This is a genomic window from Acidicapsa acidisoli, from assembly GCF_025685625.1.
GTDB lineage: Bacteria > Acidobacteriota > Terriglobia > Terriglobales > Acidobacteriaceae > Acidicapsa > Acidicapsa acidisoli.
In genome coordinates this window covers 263101-284750 of the sequence record NZ_JAGSYI010000001.1, presented here as the reverse complement: position 1 = coordinate 284750, position 21650 = coordinate 263101, and the positions used below count along the sequence as shown (strand labels likewise).

Annotated in this window: 19 protein-coding genes, 1 other RNA gene and 1 pseudogene; 16 read left to right on the top strand and 5 right to left on the bottom strand. The window is 58.4% G+C overall.

Annotation, left to right across the window (positions count from 1 at the left end; genetic code table 11):
• Nucleotides 1–82 precede the first annotated feature (82 nt).
• The 4 genes from pheS (at nt 83) to OHL23_RS01075 (ending at nt 4446) form a co-directional block, all read left to right on the top strand.
• Entirely contained in the window at nt 83–1165 is a 1083-nt protein-coding gene (pheS, locus tag OHL23_RS01090) for a phenylalanine--tRNA ligase subunit alpha (RefSeq protein WP_263349915.1), read from the top strand.
• The gene (gene pheT, locus OHL23_RS01085) at nt 1162–3318 is read left to right on the top strand and encodes a phenylalanine--tRNA ligase subunit beta (RefSeq protein WP_263349914.1); all 2157 of its coding nucleotides are present in this window, start codon (nt 1162–1164) and stop codon (nt 3316–3318) included. Before pheS ends, pheT begins: the two co-directional genes overlap by 4 nt.
• An 87-nt stretch (nt 3319–3405) precedes the next feature.
• Entirely contained in the window at nt 3406–4056 is a 651-nt protein-coding gene (locus OHL23_RS01080) for a hypothetical protein (protein WP_263349913.1), read from the top strand.
• Between the two features lie 9 nt (nt 4057–4065).
• A complete protein-coding gene (locus tag OHL23_RS01075; RefSeq protein ID WP_263349911.1) occupies nt 4066–4446 on the top strand; it encodes a cell division protein ZapA in 381 nt (126 codons plus the stop codon).
• Nucleotides 4447–4517: 71 nt separating this feature from the next.
• On the opposite strand, the gene OHL23_RS01070 is transcribed toward OHL23_RS01075, so the two are convergent.
• Both OHL23_RS01070 and OHL23_RS01065 read right to left on the bottom strand, forming a co-directional pair.
• Nucleotides 4518–4694: a hypothetical protein gene (locus OHL23_RS01070; RefSeq protein ID WP_263349910.1), complete on the bottom strand. Its 177-nt coding sequence runs from the start codon at nt 4692–4694 to the stop codon at nt 4518–4520.
• A 176-nt stretch (nt 4695–4870) separates the two neighbouring features.
• Nucleotides 4871–5953, bottom strand: coding sequence for a hypothetical protein (locus tag OHL23_RS01065; protein ID WP_263349908.1), 1083 nt, complete (start codon nt 5951–5953; stop codon nt 4871–4873).
• A 290-nt stretch (nt 5954–6243) separates the two neighbouring features.
• On the opposite strand from OHL23_RS01065, the gene OHL23_RS01060 reads away from it, so the two are divergent.
• Nucleotides 6244–7185, top strand: coding sequence for a catalase family peroxidase (locus OHL23_RS01060; RefSeq protein WP_263349907.1), 942 nt, complete (start codon nt 6244–6246; stop codon nt 7183–7185).
• 133 nt (nt 7186–7318) lie between these two features.
• Nucleotides 7319–8839 carry a S10 family peptidase gene (locus tag OHL23_RS01055; protein WP_263349905.1) on the top strand — a complete coding sequence of 507 codons (1521 nt, stop codon included), beginning with the start codon at nt 7319–7321 and terminating at the stop codon, nt 8837–8839.
• 113 nt (nt 8840–8952) lie between these two features.
• Here the strand turns inward: OHL23_RS01055 and OHL23_RS01050 are convergent, their stop codons facing one another.
• Nucleotides 8953–11043: a putative bifunctional diguanylate cyclase/phosphodiesterase gene (locus tag OHL23_RS01050; RefSeq protein ID WP_263349903.1), complete on the bottom strand. Its 2091-nt coding sequence runs from the start codon at nt 11041–11043 to the stop codon at nt 8953–8955.
• A gap of 362 nt (nt 11044–11405) precedes the next feature.
• Between OHL23_RS01050 and OHL23_RS28670 the strand changes: the two are divergent.
• The 8 genes and pseudogenes from OHL23_RS28670 to OHL23_RS01015 form a co-directional block, all read left to right on the top strand.
• Nucleotides 11406–11495 (top strand): annotated as a pseudogene (locus OHL23_RS28670) (zinc-ribbon domain-containing protein); the annotation flags it as partial.
• Nucleotides 11496–11573: 78 nt separating this feature from the next.
• Nucleotides 11574–11912 (top strand): DUF4870 domain-containing protein, encoded by a 339-nt coding sequence (locus tag OHL23_RS01045; protein WP_263349902.1) that lies wholly within the window; start codon nt 11574–11576, stop codon nt 11910–11912.
• A 213-nt stretch (nt 11913–12125) separates the two neighbouring features.
• A complete protein-coding gene (locus OHL23_RS01040) occupies nt 12126–12470 on the top strand; it encodes an EF-hand domain-containing protein (protein ID WP_263349901.1) in 345 nt (114 codons plus the stop codon).
• A gap of 175 nt (nt 12471–12645) precedes the next feature.
• Nucleotides 12646–12833: non-coding RNA, 6S RNA (gene ssrS / locus OHL23_RS01035), on the top strand.
• A gap of 98 nt (nt 12834–12931) precedes the next feature.
• Nucleotides 12932–13738 (top strand): prolipoprotein diacylglyceryl transferase, encoded by an 807-nt coding sequence (locus OHL23_RS01030; protein WP_263349899.1) that lies wholly within the window; start codon nt 12932–12934, stop codon nt 13736–13738.
• A complete protein-coding gene (locus OHL23_RS01025) occupies nt 13731–14768 on the top strand; it encodes an RluA family pseudouridine synthase (protein ID WP_263349897.1) in 1038 nt (345 codons plus the stop codon). Before OHL23_RS01030 ends, OHL23_RS01025 begins: the two co-directional genes overlap by 8 nt.
• A gap of 16 nt (nt 14769–14784) precedes the next feature.
• Nucleotides 14785–15831, top strand: coding sequence for a VWA domain-containing protein (locus OHL23_RS01020; RefSeq protein ID WP_263349896.1), 1047 nt, complete (start codon nt 14785–14787; stop codon nt 15829–15831).
• A gap of 153 nt (nt 15832–15984) precedes the next feature.
• Entirely contained in the window at nt 15985–17328 is a 1344-nt protein-coding gene (locus OHL23_RS01015; RefSeq protein WP_263349895.1) for an MFS transporter, read from the top strand.
• A 167-nt stretch (nt 17329–17495) separates the two neighbouring features.
• Here the strand turns inward: OHL23_RS01015 and OHL23_RS01010 are convergent, their stop codons facing one another.
• Nucleotides 17496–18935, bottom strand: coding sequence for a hypothetical protein (locus tag OHL23_RS01010; RefSeq protein ID WP_263349893.1), 1440 nt, complete (start codon nt 18933–18935; stop codon nt 17496–17498).
• A 331-nt stretch (nt 18936–19266) separates the two neighbouring features.
• On the opposite strand from OHL23_RS01010, the gene tyrS reads away from it, so the two are divergent.
• Nucleotides 19267–20520, top strand: coding sequence for a tyrosine--tRNA ligase (gene tyrS, locus OHL23_RS01005; RefSeq protein ID WP_263349892.1), 1254 nt, complete (start codon nt 19267–19269; stop codon nt 20518–20520).
• A 102-nt stretch (nt 20521–20622) separates the two neighbouring features.
• Here the strand turns inward: tyrS and OHL23_RS01000 are convergent, their stop codons facing one another.
• Nucleotides 20623–20772, bottom strand: coding sequence for a hypothetical protein (locus OHL23_RS01000; protein ID WP_263349891.1), 150 nt, complete (start codon nt 20770–20772; stop codon nt 20623–20625).
• Nucleotides 20773–21197: 425 nt separating this feature from the next.
• Between OHL23_RS01000 and OHL23_RS00995 the strand changes: the two genes are divergently transcribed.
• The gene (locus tag OHL23_RS00995; protein ID WP_263349890.1) at nt 21198–21650 is read left to right on the top strand and encodes a hypothetical protein; all 453 of its coding nucleotides are present in this window, start codon (nt 21198–21200) and stop codon (nt 21648–21650) included.

Here is a 21650-nt window from a genome sequence, read left to right as displayed (position 1 = left end):
TTCCGAAAACGCCCAAGGCCCGGAGCAACCCTCCGGGCCTTTCCCTTTGAGCCAACGCTGTGATTTATCCTGACTTTTACGCATGACGACCGACGAACCGCAGAATCTGGACAATTTATTCGCCCAACTGGAGCTGGAAGTCCGCCAGGCAGCCGCAGGGCTTAGTTCCTCCGAGGCGGTGGAGAACTTTCGCCTTGATTGGGTCGGCCGCAAGCAGGGCCGACTGAAGCAGCTCTCCGACCAATGGTTGAAATCAGCGCCGGTCGAAGCGCGGCGGGAGATTGGGCAGCGTTTCAACGCGCTCAAGACGCTGGTGGAGTCTCTGCTCGAAGAGGCTGCCGGCGCGGGACCGAGCGATGCCGCGCTCGCCGCAGAGGCGCTGGATGTGACTCTGCCGGGCACGCGGCGGCTGATGGGCGCCGAGCATCCGATCACGCGCACGATGAATGAGCTAATCGCCATTTTTGCGGCGCTTGGCTACTCGGTTGGCGTCGGTCCCGAGGTTGAGACGGACTATTACAACTTCGAAAGCATGAATTTTCCGCCAGGCCACCCGGCGCGCGATACGCAGGACACACTGGTGATCGCCAATCAGGAGCGCCGCAGCTTGCGTGACCGGTTGCTTCTGCGCACGCACACTTCGCCGGTGCAGATGCGCACGATGGAGCAGCAGCCGCCGCCCATCCGGATTGTGATTCCGGGTAAGGTGCACCGGAATGACGCTGCCGACGCCACGCATTCGCCTGTCTTCCACCAGGTCGAGGGGCTTTGCGTCGATACCAACATCACCTTCAGCGACCTCAAGGGAACCCTCGATTACGCGATGAAGGCGCTCTTTGGATCGAGCGTCAAGACGCGCTTCTTCCCATCGTTTTTTCCGTTTACGGAGCCATCGGCCGATGTGCAGATCAGCTGCATCTTCTGCGCCGGCAAGGGCTGCCGGAAGTGCAAGCACTCCGGCTGGATCGAACTGCTGGGATGCGGCATGGTCGACCCAGCGGTTTTCGCTTTTGCAGCGGAAAAACAGCCTGCTTATGACCCGAAAAAGATCTCCGGCTTCGCGTTTGGCATGGGTGTTGAGCGGATCGCGATGATGAAGTACGGCGTTAGCGACATTGGGCAGTTCTACTCGGGCGACATGCGCTTCCTGGAGCAGTTTGTATGAGGATATTGACGACCTGGCTCCGCAGCTTTCTCCCACAACTTCCCGTCGACGACCGGCAGCTCGCCGAAGATCTTACCCTGCGCGGAATTGCTGTCGAAGGCATCCATGACCTGGGTTCCGGTAACGGGTCTCTTTTCGAGATGGACATCACCACCAACCGTGTGGACGCGATGAACCACTACGGTGTGGCGCGGGAAGCCGCGGCCATCTATGGACTGGCACTCAAGCCGATTCTGGCGCAGTTGCCTGCGGCGCGACCTGCGGAGTCCGCGCTTTCGGTTCAGATTGAGGCGGAAGATGCATGCGGACGCTTCACGGCTCGTGTTCTTCGCAATGTGACGATCAAGAGCGGGGCAGCCGACGGGCCGATTTCCGCCGAAGTCGTCCGCTACTTTTCGCTGCTGGAGCAGAAGCAGATTCTCAACGCCGTGGACGCTACCAATTTTGCGTGGCTGGCGATGGGACAGCCAACGCATGCCTTCGATCTGGACAAGATTGTGGGCGGCATTGTCGTTCGGCGCGCGCGTAAGGGCGAAACGCTGAAGACGCTCGATGGAGTTGAGCGCATCCTCGATCCGGAAGACCTGATCGTCGCCGATCACGCTAAGCCGCTCGCTCTCGCTGGCGTTATGGGTGGTTGGGATTCGATGATTACGACTGCGACGACCAATGTGCTCGTCGAGGCTGCATGGTTCGATCAGGTTGCGGTTCGCCGAACGGCACGGCGCCATGGCTTGCACACCGATGCATCCCATCGCTTCGAGCGTGGCGCGGATTTCAAGGCGGCGCCGCTCGCATCGGCGCTGGTGAGCAGCATTATCCTCGAAAGCGGCGGACATATCGAGGGCGATCTCGTGGATGTGACGGTTCCTGCAGTTGAGCGGCGCACGGCAAAGCGAAAACCCATGGCTCTCGCTTTGAGCGAAGTCCATCGGCTTCTGGGCGCGACGATCGATCCGGAAGGGATTGACGCTGCGTCTACGGAAAGCATCCTGAAGGCGCTCGGCTGCGAACTCGCAACTGAGGCAGGCGTGAACTGGCGGGTGACGCTGCCGAGTTGGCGTCTCGACCTTGACCGGGAGATCGATCTGATCGAAGAGGTCGCGCGCGTCTACGGCTATAACCGTTTTGCGAATACTCTTCCGGCCTTTGCCGGAGCTGTGCGTGAACTTCCCAATGCGTCCGTCGAAGACTCACTGCGCCAGACGCTACGTTCGGCGGGCTTCCATGAGGCTATATCGAGTACGTTTGCCTCGGCGCAGGACGCCGCGGAGACGGCTCCTCAGCCGGGGCTTGTCGTTCCGCTCGGCAATCCTCTCAGCGAAGAAGCGGGAGTCATGCGTCCCTCGCTGGTTCCCGGCATGGTTACGATGATCGCGGGTAATCTGCATCGCGACGTGGCAGATGTTCGCCTTTTCGAGATTGGAGCGGTCTTCTCTGGCACGACCGACCGGGTCGACGAGCGGCCCGCTCTGAGCATCGGGGCGGCTGGTCAGGCGCCACAGTCCGGGCCTCACCAGCAGCCGCGCGGCCTCGACTTTTACGATCTCAAGGGAGTGATCGAGCAGCTTTTGACGCGGTTCAAGACTAAGTCCGTCTACTTCGACAATTTTCCGGCGGAGGCTGGGATTACGCCTCCGTGGCTTCATCCTTACCGTGCCTCTCGCGTTGTCGTTGAGGGCATCACAGCCGGCTGGTTTGGCCAACTGCACCCGCGTGTTGCGGCGGCTCGGAAGCTGAAAGAGGCTGTGCTCGTCGGAGAACTCTACCTAGATCGCCTGTTCCAACTGCCGGTGCAGAAACCCGCAGTTCGGGAACTCTCGCGCTTTCAGCCTGTCCGCCGGGATTTTTCGCTGCTCGTGCCCAGTTCTGTCCGTTGGGCCGAAATCGATGCCACGCTGCATTCCCTGGCTGGCTCCGGCGTTCGGGAACTGGTCGACTGGAGGGTCCGGGAAGTGCTGCCAGATACCAGACCGGACACGAAGCCGGGCGGTGAAACGAAGCAGGAAAAGACTGTCTCCGGCGAGTATTCTCTGCTTCTCGGCGCGACCTTCCAGGCGGCCGACCGTACGCTTCGGGATGAAGAGCTGCAAGGCTTCAGTCAGCAGTTGATTGAAGCTGTTTCTCAAGTAGGGGCGCGGTTGCGCTCGTAGGCTGTTTTCCACGTCCAACAGGAATATACTCGCGGCAAGGCGGTGCGGCTTTTCTAGGTCGAGCCGCTGAGCTGTGCGGAGGAATTTATGGCATTACTGCCCATGGGCCAAGCGACGGAGCATCCGTCGGCAACCCAGGAATCTATGTTTGAAGAACCGATTGGTTTTCCCGGTCCTGATCCCGAGGAAATGGCCTATTTGGCCTCCGAGGATGTGTTGGAGGAAGTTTCCGATGAGCCGCCTTACGAGGCGGATGAGGATTTCTCGGCTGAGGCGCTTGAAACTGCATCCGAAGAGCTCGGGCATGAACCAGTGCAGGGGCCGTTTTCCAGTGAGCTCGGCACGGTCGTGGCGTCGGGCGCCAGTGAGCCGGCCGTTCATCCGGCCACTGATCCGGTGATTCAACCGGCCCTTGAGCCAGCCACCCAGCAGGCGCAGCCTGTTTCGCAGTCCAATACGGCTGCCGAAGCAGATTCTCAACCGCTGTCGGTGCTCTCTGTCGACGATTTTGCGGCTCTGGAGGAGCGGGTCTTTCGCGCGGTCAATCTAGTTCGCAACGAGCGCCAGGCTCGCGCTGCCGCAGAAGAGCGTGCTGTCGCTCTTGAAGCTCAGTTAGCGGTTGAACATCCTGCGGTCGAGCGATTGCAGCAGGAAGTGGACTCGCTGCGAATCGAACGCGAACAGGTTCGCCAGCGCGTCGAGCGCCTGCTGAGTCAACTTGACGCCCTGGAACTCTAGGGAGAAGTTATGGTCCAACGCAACAAGCCTTTCGGCAAAGCACCCAGCCATCCAGCGGCCAAGTCGGAGCAGTCATACGTGACCGTCGAAATCTATGACCAGACTTACCACCTCTCCGGTCCGGATAACGTACAGGTGCAGCGTCTTGCTGCGCGGGTCGATGCTCGAATGCGTGCGGTCGCCTCGACGGGGCGTACCGCCGATTCGCTCCGGGTCGCTGTGCTTGCCGCGCTCAATCTGGCGGACGAGTTGGCGCGCGCTGAAGACCGGCTGCTCAAGCTGGAGGGCTCGCTCGACGCGGCCGAGTCCGCCAGCCTGCATATCCGCGCCATTAACCTGCGGGGTTTGCTGGACACGGTTCTGGACGAGGAGCGCAAGACCGGTTCTTGATCCAGGCTCCTGATCTCTTTGTTATTTCTTGCCCATGCGGGTATTTCCCGCAGGGTGAGTCGCTGTGGACGTCACCTACCGCCTAGCCTCACCGAAGAGCTGCAAAACGACTCGAACCAGCGGCTGATGTAGACCTGCGCGTGGCCCTCGCCGCAAAAGTGCAGGGACTGCGGTTTCTCGGCCTCGACGTGATCCCACTTGAAGATTCCCAGGTTGGAATCGCTGCAGTGAATCACGAACCAGCGCATCGGCGCCGAACTCTCTTCGCCACAAATTTCACATTTATAGTTTGTACCGATCAAGACGGTCCTCCAGCGAATTTAGGAACTGCGACAGCTTAGGGAACAGCCCAATTGTATCGGCTCCGCCAGCAACAACTCGCGAAAAGTGCATTGCGCCGACAACGGAGGGATCCAACCAGCCTCTAGGGATTTGGAGTGGCCGGGGGCGAGGTGGTTCTCGTAAATGATTTGATCAGGCTTTCGAGAAACGTGAAGAAAACCTCCACAGCGTATCCGACGAGGAAGGCTAATGCTAAGGGAGATGCGTTGGCCTGCGCCGTGAACCCACTGAACAGGCCGATCACCGTTCCGCCAATTGCCGCGATCACAAAGCGGGCGGAATTTGCGGAGGACGGAATAAAAGTTCGGTTGCTCATCTGATCTTCGAAAGTTCGAAGCAGGTAGGCGCAGGTTCCCAGCAATGCGTAGAGGATCGGAAGAATGCAGGAGTTCAACGCACCATAGAAGGTCGAGGTGTCGCTCATGATGTTTTGCGCGAAAAAGCGGACATCCTGGTAAGTGACGGCAATGTTGTCCCGTTCGGCTGGCAGGTCCGTGAGGGGGATGCTGAGCTCGAATTTTTTCTTCAGGTAGTCGGCGCGTTCAGCCTCGTTTCCTGCGGGAGGTACTAGCGGCGGGGGAACCGCAACGTGAGGGAAGACGATCCGGTTCAGCCTTCGGGCACGAGCGTAAATCGACCGGACTGTCGCGGCGTATTCTTGAAGCTCTGCAATCTCTGTGCTGGCCCCGACGTCACTTCGCGGCGGAGGACCCAGTTCTGAGGTGAGTTTGACGGTCAGAGCGTTGGCGGTTGTGATGTCGGTGCGGATCGCGTCGGAGATACTCGCTGTGACAAACATCAGGATCGAAGCGGGAATGATGATCGCAGACAGGATAAAGGCCCAAACCAGATAGGTCCGCATGGTTGGGCGGGTCTCGGAATGGCATGCTTCCAGGCTGGATGCAGTCACAGGCTTGAGCCTGGCGGCCAAGCTTGTGAGCGCGAGCAGAAGATCCGCTGCGACTTCTTCCGTCCATCCGCTGGAATGGGTGACTCTGGCGCGCAGAATCGCGGACCGGGTTTCCGGGATGACATCTACACCCATTTCAGCGGCATATTTCAGTAATCGCTCGGCGTCCTCAAGCGCTTCCAGAAAATAACTGGGTGAGTGTGCTTTGTGTGGCGCCTGATCTGCATCCGCATCGATGATTGCCGCGTTTGTCACTGGGTATGCTCACTTGCATTACGGAATCGTCGCAGCCCCCTGATCGTTCCCGGAACTCCGAAACCGAATCCAGTCTGACGGTTCGCATTCGAGTCTGCAATCAAATTCGCCGAGAACCCCATTGACAGGGGTGTCGGACTACGATTTCTCGATTCGGTGCCCGAACCACCGCCCAGGCCAGTGCCCCGTATTGACAAGTCAGACTTGTGCCTCTTAGATACTGTCAAGACGGCAGATACCCTTCCACGCACTTACCCAATACTCCACCCAACATCAGGAGACGTTTCGGTATGCCACTTCCCAACGATGAAAAGCTGCTAGCCCTTGCCAATGACCTTCTCCAACAATTCGACCAGATCTTTGGCCTCAATCCGGGTTTACGGCCCGCTCACGCCAAAGGCATGATGCTCAAAGGGATCTTTCATCCCGCGCCGGCTGCCGCATCTCTTTCACGGGCGCCGCATTTCACGCGGGAATCTACGCCTGTATCGGTGCGGTTCTCAAACTCCACGGGAGTTCTGCTGATTCCTGACAACGATCCCAATGCCGATCCGCGCGGACTTGCTGTTCGATTTCATCTCGCCGAACGGGTTCACACCGATATCGTCAGCCACTCAACCGATGGATTTCCGACCCACACTGGCGCCGAATTTCTCGAATTTCTTCGCGCACTCGCGTCCACCAAGCCCGACTCTCCGCACCCGAACCCCATCGAGGTATACCTCGGCGGCCACCCCACGGCACTGGCCTTTGTTCAGACGCCCAAGCCGGCTCCCTCAAGCTTTGCCCGCGAAACCTACTACGGGGTTACGGCGATGCGCTTTCTCAATACAAATGGGGCCAGCCGCCATGGGCGTTACAGGATCATTCCAGAAGCCGGAAACGACCACGTGAGCGCGGAAGCTGCCGCGGCGAAGTCTGCGAATTACCTCTTCGCCGAACTCGACGAACGGGTTGCCAAAGCTCCAATCCGGTTCAGGATTGCGGTTCAACTGGCCAACGAAGGCGATGAAGTGAACAACGCTACGATTCATTGGCCGGCAGACCGCGAGATCCTTGAGATTGGATCGCTTGAGCTGACAGAGAAGGTCGGCGACGACGCGGCAGAGCAGAAGCACATCATCTTTGATCCGATCCCGCGCGTCGACGGAATCGAACCCTCCGACGACCCGCTGCTTGAACTTCGAGCGGCGATCTACCTGCTGAGCGGCCGCCGCCGCCGCGCTGCCTGATGCAACCCGGCCAGCACGCATTCCGGTTCCAGGCCTCGATCCAGTTTCAGCTCGATCGAGGTCTGAGCACCGTCTCTCGGGGGCAGCAATATATCGTATTTCTATGAAGATTTCCCGCTTTCGGAACCGCAAAATGCCAGTCTTGAGCGCCTTGATTCTCGTCGCAGGCCTCGGCTTTCCATTCCTTTCAACCTCCGCATCCGCGCAGGCGGACAAAGACAAGGCACCCGCCACCGACAAGGACAAGGGCGCTTCGGGAGCAAGTGACAAGAATGCCTTGCCGCCGTTGCCGGCTGACGCTCATGTGCAGCAAAGCATTGATTTCGATGGCAAGCCGCTGAAATACACCGTGACTGTGGGTACGCTGCCGGTGCGCGATAAGGACGGCAAGACGAGCGGTGAGGTTGTCTTCACCTCATACGTCGCGGAAGGCAGCAACCGTCCTGTGACATTTGCTCTGAATGGCGGACCGGGCGCGTCGTCGGTGTATCTGAACTTTGGCGCCATCGGTCCCAAGACACTCAAAGTCGGCAACGAAGGCGACAGCCCGTCCGATCCGGCAACGCTGAATGACAATCCCGGCACCTGGCTGGATTTCACCGACCTGGTGTTTATTGACCCTGTTGGAACGGGTTTCAGCCGTTCGCTTGTCTCGCCCGAGGAGACCAAGAAGCAGTTCTACTCGACAACTCCAGATATCGAGTATCTTTCGCGAGTTATCTACGACTGGCTGGTTAAGAACGACCGCCTCGCCTCTCGGAAGTACCTGGTTGGCGAGAGTTATGGCGGATTTCGCGGGCCAAGGATTACTCATTTTCTGCAATCTCAGTTAGGGGTTGCGATGAATGGCGTTGTGCTGGTTTCGCCATATCTGAACCCGGCGCAGGATGATAACGGCGACCTGTCTCCGATTCCCTGGATGGTAACCTTGCCTTCAATTACGGCTGCGCACCTGGAGCGGGAAGGCAAGCTGACGCCAGCGGCGATGGCGGATGTTATCGCCTATACGCAGGGGGAATATGCGACGGATCTCTTAAAGGGACACAGCGACCCGGAGGCGACTCCGCGGCTGATCAAGAAAGTCACGGACCTTACCGGGCTGGACCCCGCTTTTGTAAAGTATTCCGGCGGACGCCTCGAGACGGGAGCTTATCTGCGAGAGGCCCATCGCGAAGAAGGCAAACTTAGTTCGGTATACGACTCAAATGTAACCTCCTTCGATCCTTTTCCGTTTGCTCCGGACCAACGGGCGAATGATCCGATTCTTGCCAGCATCATTGCACCAACTACAACGGCCATGGTGGATTTTGTAACTCGAACCGTTGGTTGGAAGATAGATGCTCGCTACAACGCGCTCTCGTATGACGTCAACCGTCAATGGGATCGTGGCGACGATCTACGCAAGGGTTCGGTGCCTGACCTGCGCGAGGCAGTGGCTGCCGATCCAAAGCTGCGGGTGTTGATCGTACACGGCTGGAACGATCTTTCCTGCCCGTTTATGGGATCGGTGCTTACGGTGGATCAGATGCCGGTGATGGGCGATCCTGCGCGCGTAGCGGTGCGCGAGTATCCCGGCGGGCATATGTTCTACACCCGTCCGGCGAGCCGCGAACAGTTACATTCCGACGTAAAGGCTATGTTTAATCAGCACTAGAAAGTTTTATAGAAAGTGAGCGCAGCTCTCGCGCGGGGCAGATTGCTGTTCCGCGCGAAGTGCTGGCTTTTTAGGATCGATTACGGATTGATTATGGCCGACCTTGCGGGAAATCAGGCGGTCTTGTCTTTCATCCCGTTCTGATCGGACGGCCTGGCGTGAAACTCGATCACATGATGATCGGCTGTCCGGCAGCGGAGAAGGTCTTCGAAGTCGGCTGCATTCAGAGGTCTGGCGAGGAGAAAACCCTGCAACTGATCACATGCGAGACTCTGCAGTCGAGCTAACTGTGTCCTGGTTTCTACGCCTTCGGCAACGACATTTATCTTCAACGAATGCGCGAGCGCGATAATTGCAGACACCAGAGCTACTCCTTCGTCCCCATGACTATCGAGGCCGTGGGTAAAGAATCGATCCATCTTGAGCTGCTTTGAACGAAATTGCTGAAGATACGCAAGACTGGAATAGCCGGTGCCGAAATCGTCAATCGCTATATCGAAGCCCAGCGATTGAAAGTGGTGGATGATTCCTGTGGTCTTTTCCGCGTCTTGCATAGCGACGGTTTCGGTGATCTCAAAGATAGCCTGATGGGGAGAGACTGCGCTTTCGACAAAGATGGCGTGAACCATCTCCACGAAGTTCGGCTGACTCAACTGGTGTGGAGACAGGTTAATGGCAAGCTTTACGCTCGGTAATCCTGCGCGGGTCCATCGCCGCAAGTGATCGCACGCCTCGCGTATGACCCATTTGCCGATTGGAATGATCTGGCCGGAGCGTTCTGCGATCGGGATAAATTCGGCCGGAGAGATATCGCCCATATCGGGATGTTTCCAGCGCAGAAGCGCTTCGGCGCTGGCAATGGCTCGCGTCGAGCTATCGAATAGCGCCTGAAAGTGCAGAGATAACTGCTTCCTTTCGATTGCCTCATCGAGACCGCGCTGAATACTTAGGACGCGATCCGCGGCCTCGCTCATGTCGGGCTTGAAAAGACAATAGCCGTTCCGGCCCTTATCCTTTGCAGCATACATTGCAATGTCGGCATGTTTGAGAAGGAGTTCGGCCGATTCGCCATCCTGCGGAAATATTGCAATGCCAATCGAAGTGGTCACCCTCACGGAAGCGCCCCCTTTGAGGACGCAGTCTTGCAGCCGGGACGTAATGTTTGCAGCTACGGAGGCTACGTTACCTGCCTCGTGCAGATCTGGAATCAACATCACGAATTCATCGCCGCCGATCCGCGCCAGGATGTCGCTGCTGCGGGTGCACCTTCTCAAGTGTTGCGAGAATGCTTTGAGCACCATGTCGCCCACCATGTGCCCGAACGAATCATTCACTAACTTGAATCCGTCGAGGTCCAGGAACATCAGGGCGACTGGCCGGCCGGTATGGCGGGAAGACCTGATCGCGCATTCCATGCGTTTCATGAAAGTTGCGCGATTATGCAGTCCAGTCAGCGGATCAAGCGCAACCAGAGAAAACCGCATCTCGAGCAGGAAGAACAAAAATGCAAGTCCGAATGCGGTGAGCGTGCCTGCTGCGACTGCCAGCGCTAGGTGCTCCTGGTCGATGCCATGAGCGGCAAGGCAGATTGTTCCGCTGGAAAGCGCCATGGCGCTCATGCCGGTGTAGTGCATGCCGGCGATGGCGAACCCCATAACCACAGCAGCCATGATCCGCTTGAGAAGGAAATGGCTCTGATCGGGGTTACGCAGCGAAAACGCGATCCACAAAGCGGCCCAGGACGCCAGGATCGCAATCAAAACCGATGCGGCGAAGAGCCACGGATCATATCGGATGGCTGGACGCATTTGCATCGCGGCCATGCCGGTATAGTGCATGCAGGCGATGCCGAGACCCATCAGGATTCCGCCGCCCAGGAACGCGGTTCGCGAGAGCCTGTTGTGGTTTACCACAACATACAACGCCAGGCAGGAGACTACGATTGCGATCAACAGAGAATAGGCCGTAACTCCAGGGTCGTATCCGACTTGCATTGACATCGAAACGGCGAGCATGCCAATAAAGTGCATCGACCAGATGCCGATACCCATTGCAGTCGAACCACCGATGAGCCAGAGATGATGCGGCCGCCCTGCTTGCCGGATTGCGCTGACCCGCCGTGAAACATCGAGCGCCGTGTGCGAGGCGAGAATGGCAACAACGAGTGAAAGTGCGACCAGATTCAGGTGATAGGAAGCGATCATTGAAAGTTTCCGATTCTACAGATTTAGTTTGAGAGAAAGCAGCGCATCCGGTCAGGCGTTGCTGGTGCGGTGCAACGACTGAGCCCGCGCATCACTTATCGGCAGGTGACTAGAATTCTTTAATTTGAGATATCCAATGGGCGTTGAAGTGGTGAGAACCTTGAGGCAAATCGCATGCTGGGGAGAGATGAATCCCGAAGAATCGGATACAGGCGCAAGACGATGCCGCATTTATAGATCGAATTTTCTTTTTGATTGACTGAATTGAACCCTTGCGGTAGCGTTTGGCCAGCATTTCAAAAAACCTTCGGCAGCCGATATCGCAAGAGCCGTCTCTGGCAGATTCGGTTTGGGTATTGAGGATGCCGGAAAGCAGGCAAGTTGTGGCTTTTTGCAGCAAATGTGGATCGCAAGTCAATGATGGAGTTGCCTTCTGTCCTCAATGTGGTGCTCCCGTAGGCGCGGCCGCTCCTCCGCCACCGTACCCTCCGCAATACCCTCCATACCCCACTCAACCGGCCACAAGCGGATTGCAGGAAAACGTAGCAGGCCTGTTGTGTTACGTGCTTGGCTGGCTGACCGGAATCATCATGCTGCTGGTCGACAAGCGGCCGTTTGTGCGCTTTCACGCGGCGCAATCCATTGTGGTCTTTGGCACGCTGTTCGTGCTTCGGGTCGTGCTTGGATTTGCGTTTATTGGCAGCTATCACTACGGTTTCTTCGCGGTTGAGGGCTTGATTTCGCTGGCGCTCTCGTTGATCACGCTCGCCGCCTGGATTGTGCTGATGGTTATGGCATACCAGGGCAGGCGATTCGAGGTGCCGATTGCGGCGGGAATTGCGCAAAGCATCGCCGGGAAGGTCGCGTAAGCCGAGAGTCACAGCCGAATGAGTTTGAGCCAGCTCACGCAAATGAGGGCTGGCTTTTCTCTTGTGGGCGCTCACAAGTGAGAACAGGGCCTTTATTTCGGAATTTTCTATCGCCACAGACTCGATGATTTTCCAAGGTGTATACTCCTCGGCGTCGTAACGTTTTTGGCTGGGCGGCGAGTTAGCGAACCGCGCCAAAGGCTGGAGGGTGAGATGCTTACGAGGACACAGACGTTGGGGCTGGCCGCCGCTCTGGCCGCGGTATTTGCAGTCGGCGCTCTGGTGAAAACAGCGGGTGCGGCGGCGCAAGCGGGAAGTCAGAGTGCGCCGGCCTTTACGCCGCAGTCGCAACCAGTTGCAGCAGGCGAGTTTGAAGCGAAAAGGCTTCTGGTGTTGATCGATGCGGACAAGAGCGGCACGGTGTCGAAGAAGGAATTCATGGATTTCATGAGCGCCGAGTTCGATCGGCTGGATGTCAATCACGACGGTGTACTGGATGTGAAGGAGTTGGAACAGTCGCAGCTGATGCAGGCGCATCGTGGAGGCGGGCATAGATAGATAAGTTCACGTTGAGACCGATGCGGGAGGCGGCGCCAGGGTCGGCTTGGCCAGTTTGACCGGCTTGACAAATCGGCGCGGCTGAGCGGGGCTTTGACGCGCAGTCGATGTAAATGGTGCTTCTGGCCTTGGCGCTTGCCAATCTGAGCCGAATGCCCTAGCATCCAGCTTAGAGACCGGCCTGCAAAGCAGGTGAGTTGGTTAACGCTGGTTGAACCAACATTCATTGAACAGGGACTCGACTCGAAAAATCGGTTCTGTGTGCAGTGCCCGCCAGTCCGGGATGCCTAATGAACCGCGGAGAGTCCCGCCGTCTTAGGACGGGTTCACCAGCGCATTGGCTCACGGCCCAGTGGGTCGGTCTTTACTTGCCTTTTGGCTCTTGATTATCCGGTTCTAGACGAGGAAGGCACATCGCAGTCGTCGCCGTGTGCTCTCGCCAACACCTCCTGATGCATCCCGTGTTGTTTCAAATCGGTCCGCTCGTGGTTCCCAGCTATGGGGCTTGCGCGGCACTGGGAGTATTGCTGGCGTTGTGGCTGGCGCAGTTCACGGCGCAGAGAGCTGGATTGAACCCTCGACATGCCTGGAACATAGTCGTCCTTGCAGTCTTTGCGTCGCTTGCGGTCTCGCGGCTGGTGCTGATCGCGATGAATCTGAGCGATCTGAGGAAGCATCCGTCGTGGTTGCTGGCGGTTGCGATGGTGCATCATCCTCTGCTGGCCGCGGTCGGGATCGGCGGAGGCACGGCGGCTGTGTGGGGGTATGTGCGCTGGGCAAAATTGCCTCTGCGGGCCGTGACGGATTGCCTGGTTGCTCCGCTTTCCGTCGGAATGGCGGCGGAACAGGTTGGCGCGCTTCTGGCCGGTAGTGACTTTGGGCGCGATAGTGCGTCTTCTTCTGTGTTCGCCGCTATTACCTATTCGAACGAGCTTGCAGCGCGATGGAGTGGAACTCCGCTGGGCGTTCCGCTGTACCCCGTGCAGGCGTACGCGGCCATTGGAGCTTTGCTCCTGGCAGCAATCGCGTGTTGCTGGCTGTTTTTGTCGCGACGCAAGGGAGATGCGACGGGTGTCTGGTTTGTGGGTGCCGGATTGATCCTGTTTGTGACCGAGATATTTCGGGACTGGGAGGGGCGCGGTGTTGTTTTTGCGGGGCTGGCTGATATCCCTCAACTGGTAGGCTTGGGGATGGTGCTGTTGGGCGGAGTGGTGCTGATTGACTGGCGATCGCTCATTCCAGCGGCAGGGAAGGTTCGTAATGTCTGAAATGGAGTCGCTTTTGGTGCCGATCGAGGCTGCGGGTTGGCGTTTGGACCAGTTCCTGGCCGGGCAGTTGAGCGGCGTGAGCCGGTCGCGAGTGCAGCAACTGGTGGAGCAGGGCGACGTGCTGGTAGAAGGCAAGCGCGAGAAGGCCTCGCTGAAACTGCGCGGCGGCGAGCACGTGGTGGTGACCGGCCAGCAACAGGTGACTCCGCTGGAGGCGCGGGCGGAAGACATTCCGCTGGAGATCGTCTACGAAGACGACGATCTGGCGGTCGTGAACAAACCTGCCGGGATGATGGTCCACGCCGGGTCTGGCGCGACTGATGAGGCGCGCAGCGGCGGAACGCTTGTCAATGCGCTGCTGCATCGCTTCGCCACGCTCTCGACCGTCGGCGGCGAACTCCGGCCGGGAATTGTGCACCGGTTGGACAAGGAAACCAGCGGGCTGATCATCATTGCGAAGAACGACGCCGCGCATGAGGCGCTGGCCGAGATGTTCGCTTCGCGGAAGATCACGAAAACCTATGTGGCTCTGGTGCAGGGGGTTCTGCCCGAGGATGGAGCAACCATTCAAGCTCCGATCAGCCGCGATTCGGTCCGCCGGACGAGGATGACGACGCGCAGGCTGGACGGCACGCGGCACGCGGTTTCGCACTACCGGGTGGTCGAGAGGCTGGAGACGCGTTTCGGGGCCTTCACGCTGACACGGGTGCGAATCGAAACCGGGCGTACGCACCAGATTCGAGTGCACATGGCGTCGATCTCGCATCCGGTGGTGGGAGATACGCTCTACGGAGCTCCGGCGAAGATTATCGCGCTACCGTTGAGCACGACACGGAAGGCTGCGCGAGAGGTGCTGAAGCTGGAGCGGAACTTCCTGCATTCCTCAGAGCTTGAGTTTTCGCACCCGATCACCGGGAAAGAGATTCGACTGACGTCGCCGCTGCCCAGGGAGCTGGACGAGTTTCTGGCAAGGTTGCGCACCCCGGTCACAGAGGAACGGCCTGTAGGAAGCGGACGCGCCGAGGATTGATAGAATGGACTTAGCCATGAGCAGACAATGGATTTCCGCAGCCGTATTGGCATGCACCCTTGGTTTTTCCTTCCCCAATTGGATGGTCGCGCAGCAGCCTGCCACCACACCGCCGCCGAGCGCGACGCCAAAAACTCCGGCGACGGGCGGTCAGACGGGTCAGAGTCAAACCCAGGGTCAGGGACAGGCGCCCGCATCCCAGACCGGAAGCTCGGACGATTCTGCATTCAAGATTGTGACTTCGGTCAACGAAGTCAATTTGATCTTTACGGTTACAGATAAACACGGGCGATTTATTCCAAATCTGAAACAGAGCGACTTCGCCCTGCTCGACGATCAGAAAGCTCCGGCGAGAATTTCTTCGTTTACGCAGCAGACCAATCTGCCGTTGCGGGTGGGAATTGTGATCGACGCCAGTACCTCGATCCGTTCGCGCTTCCAGTTCGAGCAGCAGTCTGCGACGGAGTTTCTGCTCGGAGTGGTCAAGTCCAGGAGCGATCGAGCGTTCGTGATGGGGTTCGATTCGACGCCGGACGTTACGCAGGACTGGACCAACAACCTGGATGCCCTTCAGACAGGTGTGAACAAGTTGCGACCGGGCGGTGGAACTGCGCTCTTCGATGCGGTGTATACGGCGTGTCGCGACAAGCTTTTGGATGTCTCGCGCGGCCAGGAACCAGTCCGCCGGGCGATGGTGCTGGTTTCCGACGGAAATGACAACCAGAGCCGGGCCTACGTCGATGATGCGATCAAGATGTGCCAGCGGTCCGAGACGATTATCTACGCCATCAGCACCAACTGGACTCCAAGCCGCGGCAAGGGGGACGATGTCCTGCAAAAAATGGCTGAGGCAACCGGCGGCCGGGCATTTTTCCCGCCTTCCGTGGATGAGATGGCGCTCGGATTCTCGAGCATTCAGGAAGAGTTGCGCAGCCAGTATGCTCTGACGTACACCCCCGCCGATTTCAAGGCAGACGGCGCGTTTCGAACGATCTATCTGTTTGCAAACGATCGACGGTACCAGGTTCGTGCACGTAAGGGGTACTTCTCGCCGAAGCAGTAAAGCGCAGTCAAACAGGCCCCAGGGCATTTTTGGTAAGGGTGTGAACCAAACAGCGGTTCCCGTGGGCGTTCTATCAAGGAACGGCCACTCTTCGGCACCGAGTCGGGATCACCGTATTGCCGAAAGTGCCCGTAATCAGGAACTGATCTCAATATGGACTCGAAATCTGGAAGATCGCCTGGCGCTTCTCCAGCAAGGGGCCTTGCGGCCTTCGCCTCGCGCGACTTTCGACGATACCAGACGGCTCGAATGGCTGTGATTATCGGCGCTGAGGCGCAGACAGTGGCCGTCGCGTGGCAGGTTTATTCGATCACCCATCGAGCGTTGGATCTGGGCTACACCGGGCTGGCGCTGTTCCTGCCGGGTCTTTTTTTTCTGCTGCCTGCGGGGCATGTAGCGGATCGCTACGACCGCAGGCAGATCATTTTACTTTGTTACTCGTTGCAGATCGTTTGCACTTCCGCCCTGCTGGCCATTGCTGTCCTGGGACTGCGGGATGTCCGGCTGATCTACAGCGTCCTGTTCCTCATAGGGACGGGGAGATCCTTTTCCGGCCCGGCGAGCTCGGCTCTCATTCCGCACTTGGTGCCGGAGGGGCATTTCGTCAACGCCGTGACCTGGGGCGCTGCGATCTTTCAGTTAGCCAATATCGGCGGGCCGGCCCTTGGCGGAATTCTTTTTACACTGCCTCTCTCGCACTGGATGGGCGGAGTGCTGGCGGGTGCGGGGGTTGTGTATATCGCGACGCTCTGTTCGCTGGTGACTTTTCTTGTGCTCATTGGCTCGCTTTCCGTTCGCCTGGGGCGGATGGAGCACCGGGACATTTCTCTGAAAGTGGTCTTTGCCGGCTTCCAGTATGTGCGCCGGTCACCGATTCTGCTCGGTTCGTTTTCGCTGGACTTGTTCGTGGTGTTGCTGGGTGGGGCGACGGCGCTGATGCCAATCTTTGCGCAGGAAATACTGCATACGGGGCCAAAGGGACTGGGGATGCTGCGCGCGGCTCCGGCGATGGGCGCGCTGGCCGTCTCGCTCACTTTGGCGCGGTTTCCACTCCGCAATAAGGCCGGCTTGCGGCTGTTTATCGGCGTGGGGCTGTTTGGGCTGGCCACGATCGGCTTTGGGCTTGCGCGTAACCTGTCGCTGAGTCTGATGGCTTTGGCGATTGCCGGAGCGGCCGACATGGTCAGCGTTGTGATCCGCAGCTCCGTCCTGCAATTGGCTACGCCGCCGGAGATGCGAGGCCGGGTAAGCGCGGTGAATTCGATGTTTCTGGGCGCCTCGAATGAACTTGGGGAATTTGAGAGCGGAGTTACGGCGCAGTGGCTGGGCGCCGTGCGCGCTACCGTCGCCGGTGGGGTCGGGGCGCTGATGGTTACAGGGCTGTGGGCCGTCTTGTTTCCGCAGCTTCGAGACGCGGATGAGTTGACGGCAAAGGCGCTGCGCCAGGATTTGCGGTCGGAGGGCGGAGAAAAGCTGCTGTCTGCGACCTCAGACTAGGGCGGGCTCTTCGATTTTTGCCCGGTTGCGATTCTTGCCCCGATGAAAATCTCTTGCAGTCATGGCGGCTTCCAGGTCGACATAAGAGTTGAGCGGCGCATCCTTCGGCTGAGTAAATTGCCGGTGGCTACGCCGCTCGAGTTTTAACCCTGAGCTAGATTCTGGAACTATTCGGGCTTGGGATGCTCGTTGCGCTTTTCGGGTGCAGGTTTCGCCGCCTCATGATGTGGCTGCGGAGCGGGATGGGATTCGGGCCTGGGTGCGGGCCGGGCTTCAGGATGAGCTTGTGGAGCGGGTCTGGATTCTGGCGCGGGCCTTGCAGCCGGTCTTGCCTCCTGGTGCGCCTGAGGAGCGGGTCGCGTCGGTTCGGGGCGTGCTTGCGGTCTTGCCTCCGGCCGCGCTTCCGGTCTGGCTTCGGGTCTGGCTTCGGGCCTTGCCGCCCCAGGACGGGCTTCCGGTCTTGCTTTCGGTTTCGCCTCGGGCCTTGCCTCTGGTCTTGCTTCCGGCCTTGCCTCTGGTCTTGCTTCCGGCCTTGCCTCTGGCCTCACCTCCGGCCGGGCTTCCTCGGGCCGGTTTCTTAGCGCTACAACGGGACGAATTGGCGGCGCGGGGCGGATTCCCTTGTCGGCTGCCAGAGGATGTTCTGCTACAAACACTGCCGGTCTGCCGTGGTTGACTGCGGCAAATTGGGCGCGGTTATTGGCGGAGGTTTGTCTCAGTTCGAGCTGGGCCCTCATCGGGGGAGCGTGCGGCGCGCGGAAGGCTGCCACTTCGGCTGGGCTCGGGTGTAACTGGATGCCTTGCGGGCCGCCGTTGAAGCTGACGCGATTGTTCACGATGGTCCGGTTGATTACGACATTGCGCTCGTAGACGTTCGTGATGTGCACACTGCCGAAGTTGTTGACCACGCGGTTATAAGCGAACTGATTGCCATGCCAGTAGCCTCCCTGGTATCCGATGCCGACGTAGCCGAAACCATAGTTCACGCCGCCATAGAAGCCGATGTATCGGCCCCAATAGCCGCGATGGAAGCCGTAGCGGCCGCCATTGAATCCCCAGTAGCCGGGAGTCCACAGAGCGCCTTCATAAGGAGGCTCGGTCCATGCACCGGGAACCCAGTAATAGCCTTGCGGCGCCCAGGCCCAGTAGCCTGGGGTCCATAGATAGCCAGGCTGCGGGATGGGAGGTTGCTGGTATTCGGGTAGCGCGGGCGGCGGCTGAGGAGCGTAATCCTCTGGGGTGTCGTTGTAGCTGGCTTCGCTATAGTCTCCGCCTCCAGAGGCGGCATTTCCTGAGTCCGATGTTCCACTGGCACCGGACGGAGCGGCTGCGCTTGAGCCAGAACTCGCGCTGGAACTCGTGCCCGACGAGGTGTATGACGCTGGAATTGGGGCCAGGTTGGTGTTGGCCGGGTCACCCGGGTCCGAGGGGTTTTGGCCCTGATCGGCTGAGGTGGTTTGATCCTGCGCGGTTTGGTCGGGTTGGGCGGTCTGGTCGGAGTTGCTCTTGCAACCTGCTACGCCAACAAGAAAGGCGAGCGCGAGCATCGGAAGCACCGGGGCTCGAAGATTTGGGGATAGTTTGGGGGATAGCTCAGTCAGTTTCATTGGTCTACTTTCTCCACTTTCATCGTGCAGCGCTCTTGGGAATTGGAGACATTGCATCCTTGGATGCAATCGCGGCCGAGGACGTTTAATCGGGCAGGTGCCTGAACCGGCGGAAACTCCAGCCGGAACGATTTTATTGCACGGTCCCGCCAAGCTGCATTCGACAAGTGTGAAAAGCGTCTCATGAAAGAGCGATCGCGGCTGTTTCAATTTGCTCAATTGAGTTGGCGCTCGCGGGAGGACTTAGCCTCCGGCCTATGGAGGAATCCGTCCTTATGGAGAAAGCGGATTGGATAGAGCGGGCTGGCGGTAAATCTATACTTATAGGAATATGCATGAATTCCTGAGTGTGGATGAGCAGTTGGATCTGCTGCAGAAGGGTGCGGCGGAGATTATTCGTGTTTCTGATCTGCGGGAGCGGCTTGAGGAGTCGCGCAAGACAGGGCGGCCATTGCGCGTGAAGGCCGGTTTTGACCCAACAGCTCCGGATTTGCACCTGGGGCATACCGTCCTGATGCGCAAACTCCGTCACTTTCAGCAGCTTGGTCATCAGGTGATCTTTCTCGTGGGTGACTTCACTTCGCTGATCGGCGATCCGACAGGCCGGAATGTGACGCGGAAGCCTCTGACGCGGGAGCAGATCAACGAAAACGCCAAAACCTACCAGGAACAAGTCTTCAAGATTCTGGACCGAGACCAGACTGAGGTCCGCTTCAACTCCGAGTGGCTGGACAAGCTGGGATTTGAGGGGACGATTCGGCTGGCGTCGCACTTTACCGTCTCGCAGATGTTGGAGCGAGATGAGTTCCACAAGCGGTTTGAAGCGGAGCAGCCAATCGGTCTGCATGAGTTTTTGTATCCGATGATGCAGGGTTATGACTCGGTCGCGCTGGAGTGCGATGTGGAGCTAGGCGGTACAGATCAGAAATTCAATCTGCTAGGCGGGCGCGAATTGCAACGGCAGTTTGGGCAGAAACCGCAGATCGTGCTGATGACGCCGATCCTCGAAGGTTTGGACGGAGTGCAGAAGATGTCCAAGTCGCTCGGGAATGCGATTGGCATTCACGAGCCGCCGGCGGAGATGTACGGCAAGCTCATGTCGATCTCCGACGAGCTGATGTGGAAGTTCTGGGCGCTTCTGACCGACCTGCGGCAGTCGGAAGTAGACGGATTGCAGGCCGAGGTCGCTTCTGGCGCGCTGCATCCGATGGAAGCCAAAAAGCGGCTGGCACGGACGATTGTGGCCGATTTTCATTCGGCGGAAGAAGCAGCGCGGGCGGATGAGAACTGGGCGCGGATGTTCCAGCAGCGCGAAGTTGGCGAGGATCTCGAAGAGGTTGCGGTTACGTATGCCGATCTGGTTGGCCCGTCGGGGCTGCCGGGAGGATTGGCGATCCGGCTGCCGAAGCTGCTTGTGCAGCTTGGCCTGGCGGCGAGCGGAGCCGAGGCCAGCCGAAAAATTGCCGAGAAGGCGGTGAAGCTGGACGGAGAAGTTGCGGGGAATGCGACGATTCCGCTGGAAAAACTGCCTGCGCGGATCGTGGTGCGGTTGGGGAAAAGGGCAAAGGTGGCGATGATTAGCTAGGATGCTTCTTTTTTTCAGCAGGTCGCGGACTGGAACGTATCCGGATTCCTTGAGGACTTTGTCTGCCGAGACGCCATCGAGCCAGAGGTTGCGGTCACGGGGTTAGTCGATGGTTCCGATCCAAAACTTGCTCAGGAAGCGCGCCATTCCGTACGGGCCGAGCTCTTTCTTAAGAAGAGCGAGAACATGCTGCCCGAATTGTTCGTCTGTCATCTCTTCCAGCGGAATCATGGTTTCATCTGCTCGATCCAATCTTGTGGATTCGTTGCCGGAATGGCGGAGTTTACCAGTCCTCGCTTTATCTTCGTCCTTGTCTACTCTTCCGGCCTGAATTTGGTTCTGTGGGGTCCGTTTCAGAGAAGAATGGGCTGAGGCTGCGTGAGCGAGACGACGCATACCGCGAGTGTCAGGCCGTAGAGCAGCAAATCAACATGGATCGGAAGCCAATTCTGCGCGTGGGGCGAATATAGAGAACGGATATTTTGCAGATGATTGAGACTGCACATCAATGCTATAAACGCTGAATATCACCTCTGCACGTCTGGCCAGTGTCGAGAGCGCGATACACTCTCGATCGGAACAAGACGCTCAGCGTGTGTTTCCCCAACCTCAACTGTTTCTCCCCCCAGAGATTCAAAACATTCAACCCAAACTGCGCAAGCTAGGAGAGTCCCCTGATGGGTCAAGTTAAGACGATCTGCGAATACATTCCACGTGAATACCCCAAATTCAGCCTGAAAGGTGTCCATCCGGATTGGGAGATGCATCCGTCCTGGATTTCCGGCATAGAAGCTCTCAATGCCTATAACTTATGGGTGAGTGAAGTAGTTTTACCGATTGCCTTTCAATGGATTGAGGAGCACAAGGCTGATGTCTATGCGAATGTTCCGGAGCGTCTGAAGGATGACGTAGGCGTAGCGATTGCTGCCGCGTTTCAGTTGGTCAAGGAGCTGCCCGCCTACAAGAAGACATTGGAAGCGTCGAAGGCTTATGAAGAGGCCTTGGCGGCGGGCACGTGGGATTCGTCGAAGGTTAATCCCGTCTGGACCAGGATTGTGAAGGAAGTCAGGACCGCGACGGAGGAGGTATACGCCGGGCAGGCGGACGAACTAAAGGACACGATCCGATAG

Excerpts from the sequence above, each read along its gene's own strand:
- OHL23_RS01010 (WP_263349893.1), bottom strand. The coding sequence starts at position 18,935 with ATGAAACTGACTGAGCTATCCCCCAAACTATCCCCAAATCTTCGAGCC.
- OHL23_RS01055 (WP_263349905.1), top strand. The coding sequence starts at position 7,319 with ATGCCAGTCTTGAGCGCCTTGATTCTCGTCGCAGGCCTCGGCTTTCCA.
- OHL23_RS01020 (WP_263349896.1), top strand. The coding sequence starts at position 14,785 with ATGAGCAGACAATGGATTTCCGCAGCCGTATTGGCATGCACCCTTGGT.
- OHL23_RS01050 (WP_263349903.1), bottom strand. The coding sequence starts at position 11,043 with ATGATCGCTTCCTATCACCTGAATCTGGTCGCACTTTCACTCGTTGTT.
- OHL23_RS00995 (WP_263349890.1), top strand. The coding sequence starts at position 21,198 with ATGGGTCAAGTTAAGACGATCTGCGAATACATTCCACGTGAATACCCC.
- OHL23_RS01025 (WP_263349897.1), top strand. The coding sequence starts at position 13,731 with ATGTCTGAAATGGAGTCGCTTTTGGTGCCGATCGAGGCTGCGGGTTGG.
- tyrS (WP_263349892.1), top strand. The coding sequence starts at position 19,267 with ATGCATGAATTCCTGAGTGTGGATGAGCAGTTGGATCTGCTGCAGAAG.
- OHL23_RS01040 (WP_263349901.1), top strand. The coding sequence starts at position 12,126 with ATGCTTACGAGGACACAGACGTTGGGGCTGGCCGCCGCTCTGGCCGCG.
- OHL23_RS01075 (WP_263349911.1), top strand. The coding sequence starts at position 4,066 with ATGGTCCAACGCAACAAGCCTTTCGGCAAAGCACCCAGCCATCCAGCG.
- OHL23_RS01015 (WP_263349895.1), top strand. The coding sequence starts at position 15,985 with ATGGACTCGAAATCTGGAAGATCGCCTGGCGCTTCTCCAGCAAGGGGC.
- pheT (WP_263349914.1), top strand. The coding sequence starts at position 1,162 with ATGAGGATATTGACGACCTGGCTCCGCAGCTTTCTCCCACAACTTCCC.
- OHL23_RS01070 (WP_263349910.1), bottom strand. The coding sequence starts at position 4,694 with ATGCGCTGGTTCGTGATTCACTGCAGCGATTCCAACCTGGGAATCTTC.
- OHL23_RS01080 (WP_263349913.1), top strand. The coding sequence starts at position 3,406 with ATGGCATTACTGCCCATGGGCCAAGCGACGGAGCATCCGTCGGCAACC.
- pheS (WP_263349915.1), top strand. The coding sequence starts at position 83 with ATGACGACCGACGAACCGCAGAATCTGGACAATTTATTCGCCCAACTG.
- OHL23_RS01060 (WP_263349907.1), top strand. The coding sequence starts at position 6,244 with ATGCCACTTCCCAACGATGAAAAGCTGCTAGCCCTTGCCAATGACCTT.